Raw genomic sequence first — 16,930 nt, forward strand, 5'->3', positions numbered from 1 at the left:
AAAAAATAGACTAGCTTTTTTAAAATATGTATCATTAAAATGCCCTTTTTTATCCAAAACATGCAAAAAAGCCGTCTATAAACGGCTTTCATTTCTCTACTTTATGATGAAATGGGCATTTACTGGTAATCGGTTCAATATCGTCTCCAATAAAATATTGCTTCCATTCACGATGATTCGGATCACCATAATGGCTAATATTAGGATGTTTCGGCAACTGGTCCCATTGTTCCACTCTTTCTCTAACCATTTGCCTAGAATACGCTCCTTTTGGTCGATCTCCCTCTAATCCATCAAATATGATTCTTGGCTGAAAACCTATAATGAGTGAATTTCCTAAATACCTCGTTTTTCTTTGTTTATAAGCAGGAGCATTCCCAAACGCAAACATGGGTTCTCCACCAAATGAAAATTCCCATAAATGATGATCTGGATTTTCAGGGATTTTTTCTGGCCATGGTTGTTCATCTTTCTTATGTAAATATTGTAATACACTCCAAAAATATGCCCGATAATGTTCGATTGACTGTTCTTCCCGTTCTGGTTCTACAAAAAGAAAAAAGCCGCGTCTTACAACCGGACGCTCTTTCATTAATTCTAAAAAAGAAAGCAGGGTATATGGTAAATGACTCCAATCAGCATGGGAAAGAAACGAGTAACGAAGCTCATTTTTCTTTAGAGCTGTTAAACCAAAATAACATGGAAAGCTTGGATCCAGTACAACATTGGAGAAATTCTTAAACTCCTCAGAAACCCATCTTGGTATATCTAACCTATTTTTCATTCCTTCATTATCCAATAAATAAGAGTGACTCATTTCCTCACCTCATTATGTACAGTATTCACTTAAACATATTAAAAAGAGAACTTGTCCTATACCATCAAAAACTCGTATAAGAAATTATTTAAAAATACAAAAACTTAAAACCGCTTACTTGACTAAAATCTGCCATTTCATGTATATTTAAATTATCATTTAGCAGAATATTCGAGAATATAGCATTTTCAGTTTTATAAATTCGCACATATTTAAAACGAAATCCACTAAATGAAAAAGTAACTGTTTTTTAGGAGGAATTGTAACATGCAAGGGAAAGTAAAATGGTTTAACAATGAAAAAGGTTTTGGATTTATCGAAATTGAAGGCGCTGACGATGTATTCGTACATTTCACAGCTATTCAAAGCGAAGGCTACAAAGCTTTAGAAGAAGGTCAAGAAGTATCTTTCGATATCGTTGAAGGAAACCGTGGACCTCAAGCAGCTAATGTAGTAAAACTTTAATTCCATATATAACAGGAGGTTACCTTATTTGGTAACCTCCTTTATCGTTCCTTTGTATATTTCCCTTTTGCAGAGCAAAAGCTATGTGAAATGTGACAAAATACAAAGGAGGAATGGACAATGAGTTCACATGTAAATGATTTTGAAGAAGTAAAATTCCGCGTAGAAACAGCACAAAAAATGGTAGGTTCTGCAACAATTACCATGGATCCTGAATCATTACAACATGCAACAACTGCAGTCGAGTCTGCACGTTCTCAACTTGAAGTAATGAAATCTGTTGCAACAGATTTAGACGAACCTTTTTTAATGAACGAAGAAAAAAAATTAAGTCTATGCGAGCATCAATTGCAAGAAGCTAAGCATTAAAAAACATCCAGAGTCACCTCTCTGGATGTTTTTTTATGATAATTGATCCCCATATTCTTTTAATTTTTCTCCGACAGTACATCTGCGAATACAAAACGAATGAGCATAATATTTACTATGTGTCTTTCGATAATGTTCCTTCAAAAAACAGCCTTCACAGTATGTTTCTAATAAATCATTGACTTCTATAATAAGCTGCTTCTTATTCAACGCCAGCACCTCTCTATTCCGTTATTTCTTTATGGCTATCGATTACTGTTCCCTCTAATGCTTGCGTAGCCAATTGATGTGCTTCTTTATTTTGTTTTCTTGTTACTGGCTCACAGACAAGCTTCAATTTCATTTGCTTTGCCTTTTGTTCAATCTGATCTAAATAGTGATTTAAATGTTCATCATAGCAAGGCCATTCCCCAGCTAGTTGCTGAAGTACAACTTGAGAATCACCATGAAGCGTAACCGATTCATATTTGATTCCTAATTCTTCTAGTAGGTTCATTCCATATAATAACGCTGCATATTCCGCTTCATTATTATCATATATGCCTTCTATATAAGCATTCTGACGGATACGGTACATCTTCTGACCTTTTTTATAATACATACAAATACCAATTCCAGCCTCTTTCGTTTGCAGATCATATCCCCCATCAAAGTAAATACGAATATCTTGTGGTTCCTCTTCTATTTGTTTACCGAGCTTCTTCACCTCTTTTAACGTCCATTCCGCTCCCATCTCGTCATAAAATAATAGTTCTTTTACTCTTCCAGTTTTCTCAAAATCAATTGCAAATTGAAGTGCTTCTTCTATGTTCATATAATCTGTTGTTAACTCTGTTTGCAGACTCGACTTTGTTTTATATATCCAATGTATTTTATATTTCATACTAATTTCCCCTTATATAAGACTTCATATTTTTATTTTATTATATTTTACCAAGAGTCACAGTATTATATTCGAATTGAAATTCACAAGTGAAAATACAAAAAGAGCTGCTCTATATTACAAGCAGCTCTTTCTATACAATTTACATAAATCTCTGAAATTGCACTCGTTTATTAATCCAATACATAACAGGCATACCAATCGCCATTACGACAAATTCACCAGCTGCACATGTAAGCCATGTAAATAAAAATGGTAGATCAAATGCAAGATGAAGTTCAATCGCGATCATAAACATTGTAATTGTAAAAATAACTGTATTAAAAATCATCCGAGCCCAAACACCTTTAATAAAACGCATGGAAACAATAGTAGCAAGAAGTGCAAGAATAGATTGCCCTACTCCGAATACTAAATCATACGCAATCATAGGTGAGAAAAAGAGATTTGTTAAAAATACACCTAAGACAATTCCGTAAATTGATTTCTTATTAAATACAACGAGATGATTAAACATCTCTGAAATCCGAAATTGTACATTCGTAAAGCCAAATGGCTGAATAAGTGCAGAAACAGCAATATATAATGCTGCTAAAATACCATTACCAACTAATGTTTTTATATTCATGACAAAATCTCCTTAGTTTTTTTACGTGGGATGGTTTCGAACCACGTGATTCGTTTTTAAACAACAATTTTATATTGTACGCAATAGATAACCATTCGTCAATAGATCTTTCTTATCCACTACCTTTTTTTTAATGGACAACGTATAATAAAGAATATGAAAGATTTAGGAGGTTTCACTTCATGACAGCAACAATTCAAAATGAAAAAGTAATCGTTTCCATCTCTGAAAAAGGCGCAGAATTAGAGAGCCTTCGCTTAAAAGAAGACAACACAGAATATTTATGGCAAGGAGATCCTACATATTGGGGACGCCGCGCACCTATTTTATTCCCAATTGTCGGTAGATTAGTGGATAATACATATTATGTGGATGATAAACCATATTCATTAACACAACACGGTTTCGCGCGCGACCTTATATTTTCGGTAAAAGAACAAAGTGATACAAAAATTACATACGCTGTAACTAGTAATCACGAAACTTTACAAAAATATCCGTATGAATTTGAATTACTCGTTTCTTATGAGCTAGACGAGCAAAATATCCATGTTACTTATGAAGTTATCAATCCTACTTCAAAAGAAATGTTCTTCTCTATCGGAGCGCACCCAGGCTTCAATTGTCCTTTAATAGAAGGTGAATCATTTACAGACTACTATTTATCATTTAATGGCCCTGAACATTTAGAAACAAGCGTTTTACAAGGACCATTTCTTTCTAAAGAAAAACAACTAATTGTTGAAAATAAAGCAGAATTACCACTTACATATGATTTATTCAAAAATGATGCCCTTATTTTTGACAAAATGAATACAAACGAACTTTCCATTCGCTCTCATAAACATAATAAATTTGTAAAAGTAGCATTTGAAGGGTTCCCATTCGTTGGTGTTTGGACACCAGGAAACGATGCTCCTTTCTTATGTATCGAACCTTGGTATGGAATCGCTGATGAAGTTGAACCAGCAAAAGATTTCAAAGAGAAAAAGGGCGTGCAATCCTTACAAGCAAACGAAACATTCACATGCCGCTACACTATTACAATTGGATAAAGTATATTTTCATATTTCATCCCTCACCTTTACACTTTGGTGAGGGATTACTATCAGCTAGCGCTATAAAATAATGGAGGTTTTCAATTTTGATTGAAGTATATATTGATGGTGCATCAAAGGGGAATCCAGGCCCTTCTGGTGCTGGAGTTTTTATTAAAGGTGTAGAACCACCTGTACGATTATCACTACCACTCGGAATTATGTCTAATCATGAAGCTGAATACCATGCGTTACTCGCCGCCTTAAAGTATTGCACAGAACACAACTATAGCATTGTGTCTTTTCGTACAGATTCACAGCTTGTTGAACGCGCTGTAGAAAAAGAATATGCAAAAAACAAAACGTATGCACCACTTTTAGAAGAAGCAATCGCATACATAAAAAGATTTGACCTTTTCTTTATAAAGTGGATTCCAAGTAGTCAAAACAAAGTTGCTGATGAATTAGCAAGAAAAGCCATTTTACAAAATTAATGGGGGTTTTAGTTTGAAAAAAGGTTGGATTGCTCCTCTCGCTTTACTATTTGTCTCCTTTATTTGGGGAGCCACGTTTGTTGTCGTTCAAAATGCAATGGCATTTGTTGGACCATTTACATTCAATAGTGTTCGTTTTTTATTTGCTGGAATCATTTTATTATTTGTCCAGCTTCTATTCTCGAAAAAAACTGCAAAACAAGAAATTCAGCATAGTAGTATTGCCGGTTTAATCGTCGGATTTTTCTTATTTATCGGTTATCTATTACAAACATTCGGATTACTCTATACCACTTCTTCTAAAGCAGGATTTTTAACTGGACTTAGCATTGTTATGGTTCCCGTTCTTTCATTTATTTTTTTAAAACAAAGAGCTACACCTTTTATCATACTTGGCATTACTACTGCAACAGCAGGCCTTTATTTACTAACCGCTGGTGATTCTTTTCGATTAAATACTGGCGACCTACTTGTTCTCGGCTGTGCGATTGCCTTTGCGGCCCATATCCTCGTTAACGGCGTTTTTTCTAAAAAAATATCACCTTTATTATTAAGTACAACTCAAGTATTGTCTGTTGGCATTTTCTCTTCTATCTGTTCTTTTTTATTCGAGGATTGGGAGAAGTTGTTTTCAATCTCTTTATGGACGAATTCTGCTTTTTTATTTGCTTTACTTGCCACATCCGTATTCGCAACAGCAATCGCTTTTTTTATTCAAACAGCCGCGCAAAAACATACATCTCCAACGAGAGTTGCTATTATTTTTGCAATGGAACCTGTCTTTGCCGCATTAACAGGCGTTCTTATCGCAAACGAACAGCTTTCTATTTCCGCAGTACTTGGCTGCCTTTGTATTTTCTTAGGCATGATCTTCGTTGAGCTTCCTTCAAAAACAAAAAAAGAAGCGCAGGCTGCGTGATGTTACGCTTGTAACGTCCGCATAAAAGCCTTTGCGCTTTTTTTATCAGTAATTTTCTCTTCCTTCAACCGCTCTAATAAAGCGATAAAATAACTACCATCAAATTGTAATTGATGTTTAATCGTTGCCTCAATCGCTGCATTCACAAGCCCATCAGATGCACCGGTATACCCTTGTCCAAACATAATAAATCCTTGTGCATCCTCTGGTAATCTAAAACCTTTTGTGTGTAAAAATGAAAGATATTCTTGCACAGTTTGCATGTTGTTCCCACCTACTAAAAATTTTTCCACTTCCTATCATACATGTTTTTATGCTTTATGAGAATGAATTTTCTTTGACAGTCTCTCTTAGATTTCTTAATTTCCTAATAGATAAAAACAACATTAGATCATTCGCTAACTTTCGCTCCCCTAGGCTATATGTTAAGGTGTTATATGATGTGAAGGTCAATAAAGAAAAAGTAATTATTCTCTCATAATAAAAAGGATTCATCTACAATATCAAGAATTAAATAAAGGGTAACTTGAATCAACAAGAATTTTCTTCATGCCACACCTATCTCTCTTGAAATATTCCGAACGCTAAAAAATTACCATCCACAAATAACGAAACAAGAAGGAGAAATGCAATGAAGCAAGCTCTACTAATTATTGATGCGCAACAAGAACTGATTGAAGGTAACGAACAAGAATCTGCAGTATTTCAAAAAGACCAATTGTTAACAATCATAAATATAGCGATTCAAAAAGCAATTCAAGCAAATACCCTTACTATTTTCGTGAGAGATACTGATGTTGCTTCCGGTGTAGGACAAGGATTTCAAATACATAAGGAAATTAAAGTTCCTCGTGAAGCAATTGTTGTAGATAAACAAGCAACCAATTCATTTTATAACACGCCTTTACATGCCATTTTAAAAGAAAACGAGATTGGCCATCTTGTTATAGGGGGCTGCAAAACCAAGCATTGTATTGACACAGCTGTTAGAACAGCAACTGTACAGGGATTTGATGTCACCTTAATCAAAAATGGTCATTCTACAAATGATTCTACAGTTTTATCCGCTCAGCAAATTATTGAGCATCACAATCAAACACTACATGGACATTATAATGTCGATCATTTTTCTATTGTTAGGGATGTCGAGGAAGATCTATTTTCCCCTATTCATGATCAATATCGTGAGTAGAAAAACCAGTTGCTTGAGAGCAACTGGTTCAATAAAGGTTTTATATTGGATATTCATTCAACCAAATTAATGCTTGTTCATAATCATCAAAAAATTTTATAGATTCTTTTGTATTGGATTGTTGTAAATAATTCATTATCTCCCCTTCTTCAAGGAGAAACGCAATTGCCTTACTGTGATTCAAAATGGTTTCATTGAAGAACTTATCTTTCCATGCTTTTTGAACAGAAAAATGATCTGGCGTGTATCCTTTTCTATCCACCAACAATTTGTATTTCCGACCCTCGGAAATGAATTGCTGACAAACCTGCTCGAAGCCATTAAACCATTCATAAACATCATCTGTTTTAATCTTGCCAATTAGATGGGTAACAATTAAATCTCCTGAAACTGTTGTGCTGATATTCTGTTTACTCAACTTGGAATCATCTCCCTTAATTACAATTATGCGTAAAAATCTCATAAAATCAATAAGGATAAAATTCTTACGCAATAAAGCAACATGATTTACGAAAAGAGCCTTTCTTTTTGTTCTTCCCATTCCACTTGGAATTCTCTTTTTTCTTTTCCATAATGAAAACCCATGTCTTTCCTCCTCTGAATTTGTTTAAATTCAAACAAATTCAAGGTGAGGTGAAGACTCATTTTTTCCCCACAACTAATACATATTACTTATTAAATGCACATACAAAACGCTTAAATTTTTATATCCTTTACAATAGAAAAAACTTTTTTCGTTGGATCAAACAGAACTTACATGTTCCTATTTTATTTGGGACAATAAAAAACACCGTCTTTAATCAGCTGTTCGCTGCATTAATCGCTTATGTGTTATTATGATGGCTTTATACCAAAACAGCAGGAAGGTGTGTTTTCTAAACACTATCCTTTATCTCTTTTCAAAGAATATTCCTTGAAAGAAACTTACCCATCGATTGGTTTTCTGAAATGGTTTCTTTTTTGAAAAGCTATGAATCTATTCACGAGACTAAACTTCCAATTTTCGGTTAATAGACACACATGGTTTAAATCGTCCTTTTTCTTGCCATAGACCAGTCATGGATTTGAGTCAATATTTTGGACACAAAAAAGTTAAATCTAAGCTGCTTTTTTAGCCAGATCTTCTATTGCTTGAGGAGTTTTATAACCAATACTACCATGGATTCGCTTACGATTGTAAAATCCATCAATGTATTGAAATAGCGCTAGATTTGCTTGTTCAAACGAGATATATTTTGTACGATATACTTCTTCTTTCTTTAAAATGGCGTGAAACGACTCGATACAAGCGTTGTCATAGGGACACCCTTTCTTACTGAAAGAGGACTTTATTTTATAATTCGCGAGTAAGGTTTGGAATTCTTGACTTGTATATTGCGTTCCTAAGTCAGTATGTAGAATGAGACCTTCTGATGGCGTTTGCGTATAGTAAGCGTTTTCTAGCGCTTTTACTACAAGATTCGTTGTCATATTTCGTGAAAATGAATACCCAATAATTTTCTTGGAATATAAATCCATCACAGATGCTAGGTAACACCAGCCATCTTTTTGCGTGTGAATATAGGTCATATCCGCTACCCATTTTTCATTTATTGTCGTTGTAGAGAAGTCCTGTTCTAATAGATTTGTGCGTTCCTCTACAGTTGTTTTTGATGAATGTGGTTTGTATTTTTTTAAGATAATGGAACGAATATTTTCTTTTTTCATGAGCCGTTGCACACGCTTTACGCTTACTTGTAATCCTTGTTCCAACAATATTTGATGAATCTTTGGCGCACCATAACGATCTCCACTATCCCGATGAATTTGTATAATCTTTTGGGTTAATTCTTTATTTTCATGACCACGCTTTGACTCTGTTTTGTGCTGAGATTGGTAGTAAGAACTTCTTGCTACTCCAAGAGCTTGGCACATCATATGGATAGAGTGCGTTTCTTTTTGACAATCAATAAATTGGTGTAATTCTGTATCTTTTATTTTCTCGCGAATATGGCCATAGCCCTTTTTAAAATTTCATTCTCTTCTTTTAGACGAAGCATTTCTTTTTTCATTTGTTTTAGATCTTCTAGCATCATTTCGTCCTCATCAACTGATGTGATAGGAGAGTATGTTTTAATCCATTTATAAACTGTTACTTCTGATACGCCATACTCGCTGCTTAATTCTTTTACAGGTCGTCCCGAACGATATAATTCAACCACCATTTTTTTAAACTCCTCATTAAATTTTTTGTTTGTCATGCGGACACTTCCTCCTTGAAACCCATTGTAAGGACTTAATTAAGTTGTGTCCATATGACTATACTAGCTCCACTACTTACAATGATGCGTTATGTTAATTAGGTTTGCATATCGTATACATCGTCTTATCTTTAACTAATGGTGCGGATTTATACAGCAAGAATTATTTTTTCAATTATTAAATAAGAAAAAATGGATCCATATTACAACTGACAGAGGTATGTTATAATCAGAATAAGGGTTTTACCCTTATTCGCTTTTTATAGGAGAGTGTTTAACATGATTATCAAGTTCATTCGTTTACGTTAAATTTAAACACAATTCGTTATGCCCAACTATTTTTTTCAAAACGTGTGGGTTTATTTGAATGTGTCTTTTTATATTAACTAAATATGAATGAAATGAGGAGTTAATCATGAATGAAAAGATTAATAAAATTAATGAAATTGATATATGTACAGAGAGCTTTGGCAATTCAGCAGATCCAGCAGTCCTACTGATTATGGGAGCCATGTGTTCAATGGTTTATTGGGATGAAGAATTTTGTCAACAATTAGCTGATACGGGCCGATATGTTATTCGTTATGATAATAGAGATGTCGGACGGTCAACTACTTATGAACCGGGGAGTTCCCACTATACTGTGGTAGATATGGCTGATGATGCAATTGGGGTACTCGATGCATATCATATTGACGAAGCACATATTGTTGGAATGTCATTGGGTGGAATGATTGCTCAAATTTTAGCCTTAAGGAACCCTCAGAGAGTTCTAAGTATAACTTTGATTGCATCAGGTATTTTTGGTTCTGAAGACAACAACCGAAATTTGCCTCCGATCGATGAGAAGATACTCGCTTACCATGCTAATGCGACCACACTAAATTGGTCGGATGAAGAATCTGTTGCAAATTATTTGGTTGCAGGATCAGCTTTACTCTGTGGTTCAAAGCATAAATTCAATGAGAAAAAGGTTTATAAGCAGGTAGAAAAAGAAATACAACGAGCAAACAATCTACTCAGTATGTTTAATCACTCCCTTCTTAAAGGCGATGATTTTTATGAGGGGAAGCTAACAGGAATCAATATACCTACTTTGGTTATCCATGGTACAGAAGATACAGTGCTTCCCTACGAGCATGCTCTTGCTCTTGTTAATGAAATTCCGCATGCTTTGTTACTAACCCTAGAAGGATCGGGTCACGAGATTCACTACGACGATTGGGATCATATAATCAACGCTATTTCGAACCATACTTCAGTCCTATAGTCATTATAAGACTCGTATAAAATAAAAAACACTTCGAAAAAGAGTTATAATCGAATTTGCAACCATTTTTTCTATTAAAAATCAGTTTTGGAACTGTTACTCATTTAAAGAATATTAATGCTCAGTGATTGATATTTCCTTCCTATAACTGTGATTATGTGAATGAGATATATAATATAAAAATAACGATTAACTGAAGTGAGAGTATGGAAAATACACATGAAATCCCAAAATTAGAAACAAAGCGTCTTTTTTTAAAGTACTAGTATCAGTATATCCAAGTTTAGGAGATTACTTGCAAGAGAAGAGGCTTCGTTTTTTGTACCAGAACCCTATTTATTGTACAGTCAAACATTTGAATAATCTTATCGAACAAGATTATAGACATGTAAAAAAGCGTTTTGCCAAATTCGCAGGATTTTAAAGTATTCGTCATGCTTCACGTACCTTGAAAGACATTGAAACTGTTCATGCTCTATATAAACGAAAACTAAGTTTGCACCTACCAAACTTAGTTTTTAGACGTATAATGAATTATAACAATTACAAAGGATTACATAAAATCCATCTGCAATCATACCAACTTTTTATCTTTTAAAAAACCTTGCAATAGAACGTTCTGAATCATCTTTTTCACTTAACTTAGTGTACCGTCTCCAATTGCTGCGTAATTTTTCTATCTAACTTTTCGGGTTCAGTTCATTATATTCTCTACTTTGTCTTTATATACAACATATTCTTTCCCATCCACTATTGCTACCACTGCAAATTCATCTTTTGGATTGAATGAAAGCCAGTCAGCCCACATGTTTGTATTTGGTCCTCCACTCCACATATTATGAACAGTGTTTTTAGTTAAATTCATAACTTTATAAGACGCATTTGGTGCATGTGTTCCAGTCTTTATTTCAAATGTGTATGCATTTTGAATTTTTTTATAAAAGTAGAAAACATTTGATGGACGAAGCTGATTCATAAGATCCTGTTCTTTTTTCTCTGCAATTTTTATCCCTTCTTGTAATGTGACAACATCTGTTCTTAATGTATTCCAACTGTCTTTAGCTGCATTCAAGTTAGGGGTTAAGAATTTATATCTATTTTGATCAACTTTTTGATCAGCTTTATCAATATGTCCCAGTACGCCCGAATATTGAGAGTCTAAATCATCCCATTGCGTGGACATATAAGTAAGAGCAGTAATAGCATTATCAATCATACTATGCATATCACTAATATTATGAAACGCAACTCCAACTACACGATTTAATGTTATTTTATAATCTACAGTCTTACGTAATTCTGATAATGTAGGCTCTAATCGGCCTAAATTATCTCTTGCTGTACCTATCATTATACCACCAGAAATTAACGTGGGAATAAAAGGGATTTTCACCATTGTTAATCCATCAGATTCTAATTGTTTATAATAGTTTACTTGTCCTAAAACTTCATCTAAACGCTTTTGGTCAGCCTCCACATCAGCACCTTGGTTTTTTAAAATCGATTGTAAGGTCTCTTTATGGCTTCCAAATGCTCTAACATCTTCTCCAATAGTGTTTTTTAATTTAGTTAATTCTTCTATTAATGCCTTTGCAAACTTTTGGTTTTGTTGAATTTCCCCCCGCAAATCTGTAATTCCTTTTTTTAAAGTGTCTCCATTCCCAGTATTGATTGCCTCTACTAATGTTTCATAATGATTTTCAAACTTTGTATCGTATTCAATAATGCCTGTCAATGTATCTAAAAGCTGTTTTTTTACTTTCGTATTCCATGTAACAGCATGTGCTCTTGCATTCTTTTGATCTTGTACAATTTTACTAGGTAAATCTGCATACCCATTTATAGTAATTCCTTCAAAACTCACATCTGGATTATTAATTAACAAATAAGAATATTCATTCATAGATTTTGCAAACAACCCAGCATCTTGTAAAGTTTTTTTCATCTTTTCTTCATTTGCTGAAAGAGACATATCTCCACTTTTAGTTTGTTCAATTTCACTTGCAAAAGCTACTACTGGTGTAACTGCATAAGTAGTTGTCATAGTTAAAAACGTTGATACAGCAAGTATTTTGTAAGGGATTTTTTTCATCATTTCATATTCCTCCTATATAGGGTTTGATTTCAAGTTCTATTCTTCTTTAAAAGCGATGTCTTTCAAAATGAGTTTTACATCTATTATGCATATCATTCTAACGTTCTTTAGCAGCCTTTAAATCATCAAATATTAAAGAGAATCTATGTTGTTGCATAGAGTCGATATTATCAAGCAAATCTTTATAATCTGTCCCCAATTAATCGGTTCTGTTGCAAAGTTTTAAAAGCAAGTAAAACTGCACGGTTATCTTTTTATTTGGGTGAAACTTATATAAGTGAAAGGCGAAGTCTTTAATGAGACTCCGCCTTTCTGGGGTGTTGCATTACTATTTAACAACGTAATAATAGGTTCTCTATGTTTTAGGTGACTTTGCAACAGAATTAATATTTCTCTATTTTTGTGGAGTAACAGGTTCCACTTTTAATTCTTTTATCCCTTCTTTTAATGTGACTGCATCTGTTCGTAATGTTTTCCAACTGTCTTTAGCTGCATTCAAGTTAGGTTTTAAGAATTTAAATTTATTTTGATCCGCTTTTTGAGCTGCATTCTCAATATGTCCCAGTACTCCCGAATATTGAGAATCTAAATCATGCCACTGCGTGGACATATAAGTAAGAGCATTAATAGCATCATCTAGCGCCTTATGCATCTCACTAATATTAATATACGCAACCCCAACTACACGATTTAATGTTACTTTATAATCTACGGTCTGACGTAATTCTGCTAATAAAGGCTCTAACTTTCCTAAATTATCTCTTGCTACTCCCACTATGATACCGCCAATTATCGGTAGGCCCAAAATGGCACCCTTCATTACATTGAATCCATCAGATTCTAATTGTTTATAATAGTTTACTGAGTCTAAAACTTCTTTTAGACGCTTTTCATCAGCCTCCACATCAGCACCTTGATTTTTTAAAATCGACTGCAAGAGATCTTTATTACTTCCAAATGCTCTAACATCTTGTCCAATAGCGTCTCTTAATTTAGTTAATTCTTGTATTAATTGTTGTGCAGACTTTTGGTTTTTTTGAATCTCACCTCGTAAATCTGTAATGCCTTCTTTTAAAGTTTCTCCATCACCTGTATTAATCGCATCTACTATTGTTTCAAAATAATTGTCAAATGTTGTGTCGTATTCAACAATGCCTGTCAATGTATCTAAAAGCTGTTTTTTTACTTGTGTATCCCATGTAAGAGCATGTGCTCTTGCATTCTTTTGATCTTGTACAATTCTACCAGGTAAATCTACATATCCATTAATAGTAATTCCTTCAAAGTTCACATCTGGATTTTTAATTAACATATAAGAATAGGCATTCATAGATTTTGCAAATAATCCAGCCTTTTGCAAAGTTTCTTTCATCTTCGCTTCATTTGCTGAAAGAGACGTATCTCCATTGTTAGTTTGTTCAATTCCACTTGCAAAAGTTGCTACTGGTGAAACTACATTAGCGGTTGTAATAGTTAGCAACGTCGATACAGCGAGTAGTTTGTAAGGGATTTTATTGATCATTTCATTTTCCTCCTATATAGGTTTTAATTTTAATTTCTATTCTTGTTTAAAAGCGATGTCTTTCGAAATGAATTCTGCATCTTTATGAATATCATTCCAACTTTGTTTAGCAGCTTTTAAATCATCTGGTATTAAAGAGAATTTATGTTCTTGCATAGAGTCAATATTATCAAGTAAATCTGTATAGTTAGCCCCCATTGTATTCCATTGCTTTTGAATATTTGTTAGAGACAGTATCGCTTGATCCACTGTCTGATACAGATATGCCAATGTGTCTTTCGCGTTAGTAAGCGAAATAACTGCTTGGTTAGCACGATCAGCTTTCGTACTTAATTCTCCGATTTTCTTAGAGATTTCGTTATAGGAGTTCATATGATTAGACGCCGTGACACCAGCTGCTGTTCCTAAACCAATTCCAGCTCCAGCAAGAGCCGAAAGGCCACCAATAACAGCCGGTGTTGCTGTACCGCCAGTTACAACAATTACTACCGCTCCCCCAATAGCTGCAATAACTAAAATAGCTGCTCCCAATCCACCACCAATAGACCAGGCTAATACATCGTCAAAATGTTTTTTCTGAGTAGAACGGAGTTGCTCAATTTCAGCTTGAAGTTGTGGAATCGTTGCCTGTTGACCTGCTAATATTGCCGTTAATCCACCTTTCCCATCTGGGCCACCAACATTATTTTTAAAATCTGTAGAATTTTGATATAGTTTCCCTTTGAAGTCTTGTAACATCTTAATTACATCTGTAACTTCTTTTGAATTTGTATTAATTGTAGTGATTAAATCATTTATGCCCTCTTTTAGGCCTGCCTTATCTTTCTTTTGTACAGTATCTACTAATGTGTCGTAATAATTTTGAAATTGTTCATCGTAATTTACAATATTACGTGCTGTTTTTTGAATCTGCGGTTTTGCTGTATCTAGCCAATAATTCGCATTGATTCGAGACAGTTCCTGATTAAGGTGAATATTTTTGATTAATTCTCCCCCTTCTGAACCTAAATCAATATTGGATAAATTTACATTCGGTTGCTTAATCATTGTTTTGGCGTACAAATCCATTACAAGAATATGAGATCCTGTTTCAGCCAATGCTTTCTTCAGTCCTTCAGGCCCCAATGCATAATTCCCTATTTTCTGTTCTTGAGCGGTCTGTTCTTGTGCAAATGCATGAATAGTGTTACCGGTAGTAGAAGTTATAACTGTTGCCAGCGTGGCTAAAGTTAACACTTTAAATGGAAATTTCTTCATATCTATTTTCCTCCCTATTTTTCGATAGATTTTTATAATCTCTGTATTTTTATAAATTCCTAATATTAAAATTTATAAACCTGTTCTTCAAGATAGCTTGTCATATTTTTTAATCTTCTTAATGTATCTTTTTGAGACTCCTGGTTAGTAGTATCAACATTAGTAGATAAATTTGTAACACTATTTTTTATTAGATTCAAATCTTCTTTATAGCGTTTCATTAGATCAAGTTCTACATCTACTTGATTTGCAAACGTATGCAAATCATTTTGCATAAGAAGAAGCATTGATTTTTGTAAATCTGCTATTGATAGTTTCGTTGTTAAATCATATAACTTTTGGTTTTGTTTCTCTAAATCATCTAAATGTGCTCGCTGTTCTGCTGTTAGTTTATTCATTTCAGCGAAGGCACCAAATGTTTTCTTAATTTTTTCAGTGTCAATAGCTTTCATCAAGTCATACTCTTGCGTTTTTGCGGCTGCAGCTGCAGCTATTTCACCTTGTTTGCTTTTCTCAATTGCTTCACGAGCTGCTTTTTTTGCCGATTCAATCTCTAAAGCAGTTTTACCCTTTTCTTTCGCTTCTTGCGCTGCTTTTGTCTCTGCTTCTAAAATAGAGTTATTAATTTCTTTTCCTTTGTTATACGCTGCCAACCCTGCTTGAGCAACCGGTTCAATGATTTCCTTTGAAAGACTATAGACTTCTTTGAATATAACAAATCCTTGTTCATTTAAAGCTCCTGGTACTAATGCTATTTGTTGTAAATCATTTTGAATTGCTTTTTTTGTATTTAGTAATTCATTTTTTAGCTGGTCTATTTTCCCTGTCCCATCTGAACTTAGTACGCCCTGCGCTTGTGTCACGTCAGTGTCGAGATCTTTAAGTTTTTTATCGAGCTGTAATTTAAGATCTGTTAATTCATTAATCTGACGTTGTACATTGTCTTGGTTCGTCATAGCCATTTCTTGAAGAACTTCAAGTCTATCTACAAAACCTTCTTTATCTTCTTTATTGTCTACAAATGTTTTTAATGTTGGATAATAGCTATTAAATTTAGTTACAAACCCTTTACTTTTTGAATTTAATAGAATTAAATGTGGATAAAGTTCTGATGACCATTCCTTCATATCTTGCTTGATTAGGAATTGATTTGTATTTAAAGCTGGGACTTCCTCAAGCTGTACATTAGGACTCATCAAAGCTTGATCAATATATGTTTGGATTAATTTAGATTGTGCACCTAATTTTCGTAAGGATGAGGAAATATCCGCATTCTCTTGTTGCGTTTCTACCTGAACGATTGGCATTGCGAGAGTATTGATAGGAATAGTCGCTCCAGTTACTATTGATGTTATAAAAAAACCTTTAATTATTTTATTTTTCATTCCGTACACCTCTTCACTATTGTCTGTTAATAATCTTATACATACATCTTGAACGACCTAACGCTAGGCTCTTTTCTTGCACATACTTGAGGAAGGAGAATTCTTTCGGATAGAGAGTGTTAAACCCTCGTTATTATTTACTTCTTATAGAATGTAAGAACCTTACTTCCCCCTCATTTAAATACTATGTTTTTCACAAGTAAACAATAAAAGTTCATCACCTATATTTGAATTAGCTGCCAAATGAATAGTATAATATTGATTTTTCTCTGGAGTTGCTGCTTGACTTACAGGAGCTCAGATAGATAAATCCATTGCTCTTACAGCTAACCCTGCCATGACTTTTTTCATAATAAT

The 16,930-nt window shown here is 33.9% G+C and carries 18 protein-coding genes, 2 pseudogenes and 1 riboswitch; of the genes and pseudogenes, 8 read left to right on the forward strand and 12 right to left on the reverse strand.

The window, feature by feature from the left end; translation table 11 throughout:
- Positions 1-88 precede the first annotated feature (88 nt).
- A complete protein-coding gene (locus ACX5JI_RS12890; RefSeq protein ID WP_459501438.1) occupies positions 89-817 on the reverse strand; it encodes a YqcI/YcgG family protein in 729 nt (242 codons plus the stop codon).
- A gap of 267 nt (positions 818-1,084) precedes the next feature.
- Between ACX5JI_RS12890 and cspD the strand changes: the two genes are divergently transcribed.
- Positions 1,085-1,282: a cold-shock protein CspD gene (cspD, locus tag ACX5JI_RS12895; RefSeq protein WP_459501439.1), complete on the forward strand. Its 198-nt coding sequence runs from the start codon at positions 1,085-1,087 to the stop codon at positions 1,280-1,282.
- Between the two features lie 120 nt (positions 1,283-1,402).
- A complete protein-coding gene (locus ACX5JI_RS12900; protein ID WP_459501440.1) occupies positions 1,403-1,651 on the forward strand; it encodes a DUF2564 family protein in 249 nt (82 codons plus the stop codon).
- Between the two features lie 33 nt (positions 1,652-1,684).
- Here ACX5JI_RS12900 and ACX5JI_RS12905 read toward each other — a convergent pair whose 3' ends face one another.
- The 3 genes from ACX5JI_RS12905 to ACX5JI_RS12915 all read right to left on the reverse strand — a co-directional run bounded on the left by ACX5JI_RS12905 (position 1,685) and on the right by ACX5JI_RS12915 (position 3,162).
- A complete protein-coding gene (locus ACX5JI_RS12905; protein WP_459501441.1) occupies positions 1,685-1,861 on the reverse strand; it encodes a zinc-finger domain-containing protein in 177 nt (58 codons plus the stop codon).
- Positions 1,862-1,874: 13 nt separating this feature from the next.
- Positions 1,875-2,534, reverse strand: a complete 660-nt coding sequence (locus ACX5JI_RS12910) for a ribonuclease H family protein (RefSeq protein WP_459501442.1) — start codon at positions 2,532-2,534, stop codon at positions 1,875-1,877.
- Between the two features lie 142 nt (positions 2,535-2,676).
- Positions 2,677-3,162 (reverse strand): QueT transporter family protein, encoded by a 486-nt coding sequence (locus tag ACX5JI_RS12915; RefSeq protein ID WP_459501443.1) that lies wholly within the window; start codon positions 3,160-3,162, stop codon positions 2,677-2,679.
- A 6-nt stretch (positions 3,163-3,168) separates the two neighbouring features.
- Positions 3,169-3,213, reverse strand: a riboswitch (PreQ1 riboswitch).
- Positions 3,214-3,344: 131 nt separating this feature from the next.
- On the opposite strand from ACX5JI_RS12915, the gene ACX5JI_RS12920 reads away from it, so the two are divergent.
- The 3 genes from ACX5JI_RS12920 (at position 3,345) to ACX5JI_RS12930 (ending at position 5,612) form a co-directional block, all read left to right on the forward strand.
- On the forward strand, positions 3,345-4,217 hold the full coding sequence (locus ACX5JI_RS12920) for an aldose 1-epimerase family protein (protein ID WP_459501444.1): 873 nt from the start codon (positions 3,345-3,347) through the stop codon (positions 4,215-4,217).
- 89 nt (positions 4,218-4,306) lie between these two features.
- Positions 4,307-4,693, forward strand: coding sequence for a reverse transcriptase-like protein (locus ACX5JI_RS12925; RefSeq protein ID WP_459501445.1), 387 nt, complete (start codon positions 4,307-4,309; stop codon positions 4,691-4,693).
- Positions 4,694-4,706: 13 nt separating this feature from the next.
- Positions 4,707-5,612 carry a DMT family transporter gene (locus tag ACX5JI_RS12930; protein ID WP_459501446.1) on the forward strand — a complete coding sequence of 302 codons (906 nt, stop codon included), beginning with the start codon at positions 4,707-4,709 and terminating at the stop codon, positions 5,610-5,612.
- 2 nt (positions 5,613-5,614) lie between these two features.
- On the opposite strand, the gene ACX5JI_RS12935 is transcribed toward ACX5JI_RS12930, so the two are convergent.
- Positions 5,615-5,875 (reverse strand): DUF6123 family protein, encoded by a 261-nt coding sequence (locus ACX5JI_RS12935; RefSeq protein ID WP_459501447.1) that lies wholly within the window; start codon positions 5,873-5,875, stop codon positions 5,615-5,617.
- Positions 5,876-6,243: 368 nt separating this feature from the next.
- Between ACX5JI_RS12935 and ACX5JI_RS12940 the strand changes: the two genes are divergently transcribed.
- On the forward strand, positions 6,244-6,804 hold the full coding sequence (locus ACX5JI_RS12940; RefSeq protein WP_459501448.1) for an isochorismatase family protein: 561 nt from the start codon (positions 6,244-6,246) through the stop codon (positions 6,802-6,804).
- A 40-nt stretch (positions 6,805-6,844) separates the two neighbouring features.
- Here the strand turns inward: ACX5JI_RS12940 and ACX5JI_RS12945 are convergent, their stop codons facing one another.
- Together ACX5JI_RS12945 and ACX5JI_RS12950 are read right to left on the reverse strand one after the other, a co-directional pair.
- A complete protein-coding gene (locus tag ACX5JI_RS12945; protein ID WP_459501449.1) occupies positions 6,845-7,345 on the reverse strand; it encodes a SpoIIAA family protein in 501 nt (166 codons plus the stop codon).
- A 557-nt stretch (positions 7,346-7,902) separates the two neighbouring features.
- Positions 7,903-9,044 (reverse strand): IS3 family transposase gene (locus ACX5JI_RS12950; protein ID WP_459501450.1). Its coding sequence is split into 2 segments (ribosomal slippage): positions 7,903-8,813 and positions 8,813-9,044, totalling 1,143 coding nucleotides; the frame shifts between segments, so codons are not numbered across the junction.
- Between the two features lie 415 nt (positions 9,045-9,459).
- On the opposite strand from ACX5JI_RS12950, the gene mle reads away from it, so the two are divergent.
- Entirely contained in the window at positions 9,460-10,314 is an 855-nt protein-coding gene (mle, locus tag ACX5JI_RS12955) for an alpha/beta fold macrolide esterase (RefSeq protein ID WP_459501451.1), read from the forward strand.
- Between the two features lie 337 nt (positions 10,315-10,651).
- Positions 10,652-10,854, forward strand: a pseudogene (locus ACX5JI_RS12960) (DDE-type integrase/transposase/recombinase); the annotation flags it as partial.
- Positions 10,855-11,008: 154 nt separating this feature from the next.
- Here the strand turns inward: ACX5JI_RS12960 and hblB are convergent.
- The 5 genes and pseudogenes from hblB to hblC all read right to left on the reverse strand — a co-directional run bounded on the left by hblB (position 11,009) and on the right by hblC (position 16,573).
- Positions 11,009-12,409 (reverse strand): hemolysin BL regulatory component HblB, encoded by a 1,401-nt coding sequence (gene hblB / locus ACX5JI_RS12965; protein WP_459501452.1) that lies wholly within the window; start codon positions 12,407-12,409, stop codon positions 11,009-11,011.
- 36 nt (positions 12,410-12,445) lie between these two features.
- A pseudogene (locus tag ACX5JI_RS12970) lies at positions 12,446-12,608 on the reverse strand (hemolysin BL lytic component L1); the annotation flags it as partial.
- Positions 12,609-12,803: 195 nt separating this feature from the next.
- Positions 12,804-13,931, reverse strand: coding sequence for a hemolysin BL binding component B (hblA, locus tag ACX5JI_RS12975; protein WP_459501453.1), 1,128 nt, complete (start codon positions 13,929-13,931; stop codon positions 12,804-12,806).
- 36 nt (positions 13,932-13,967) lie between these two features.
- A complete protein-coding gene (gene hblD, locus ACX5JI_RS12980; protein WP_459501454.1) occupies positions 13,968-15,188 on the reverse strand; it encodes a hemolytic enterotoxin HBL lytic component L1 in 1,221 nt (406 codons plus the stop codon).
- A 65-nt stretch (positions 15,189-15,253) separates the two neighbouring features.
- On the reverse strand, positions 15,254-16,573 hold the full coding sequence (gene hblC, locus ACX5JI_RS12985; protein WP_459501455.1) for a hemolysin BL lytic component L2: 1,320 nt from the start codon (positions 16,571-16,573) through the stop codon (positions 15,254-15,256).
- Positions 16,574-16,930 lie beyond the last annotated feature (357 nt).

This window comes from Bacillus sp. C1 (genome assembly GCF_054570475.1).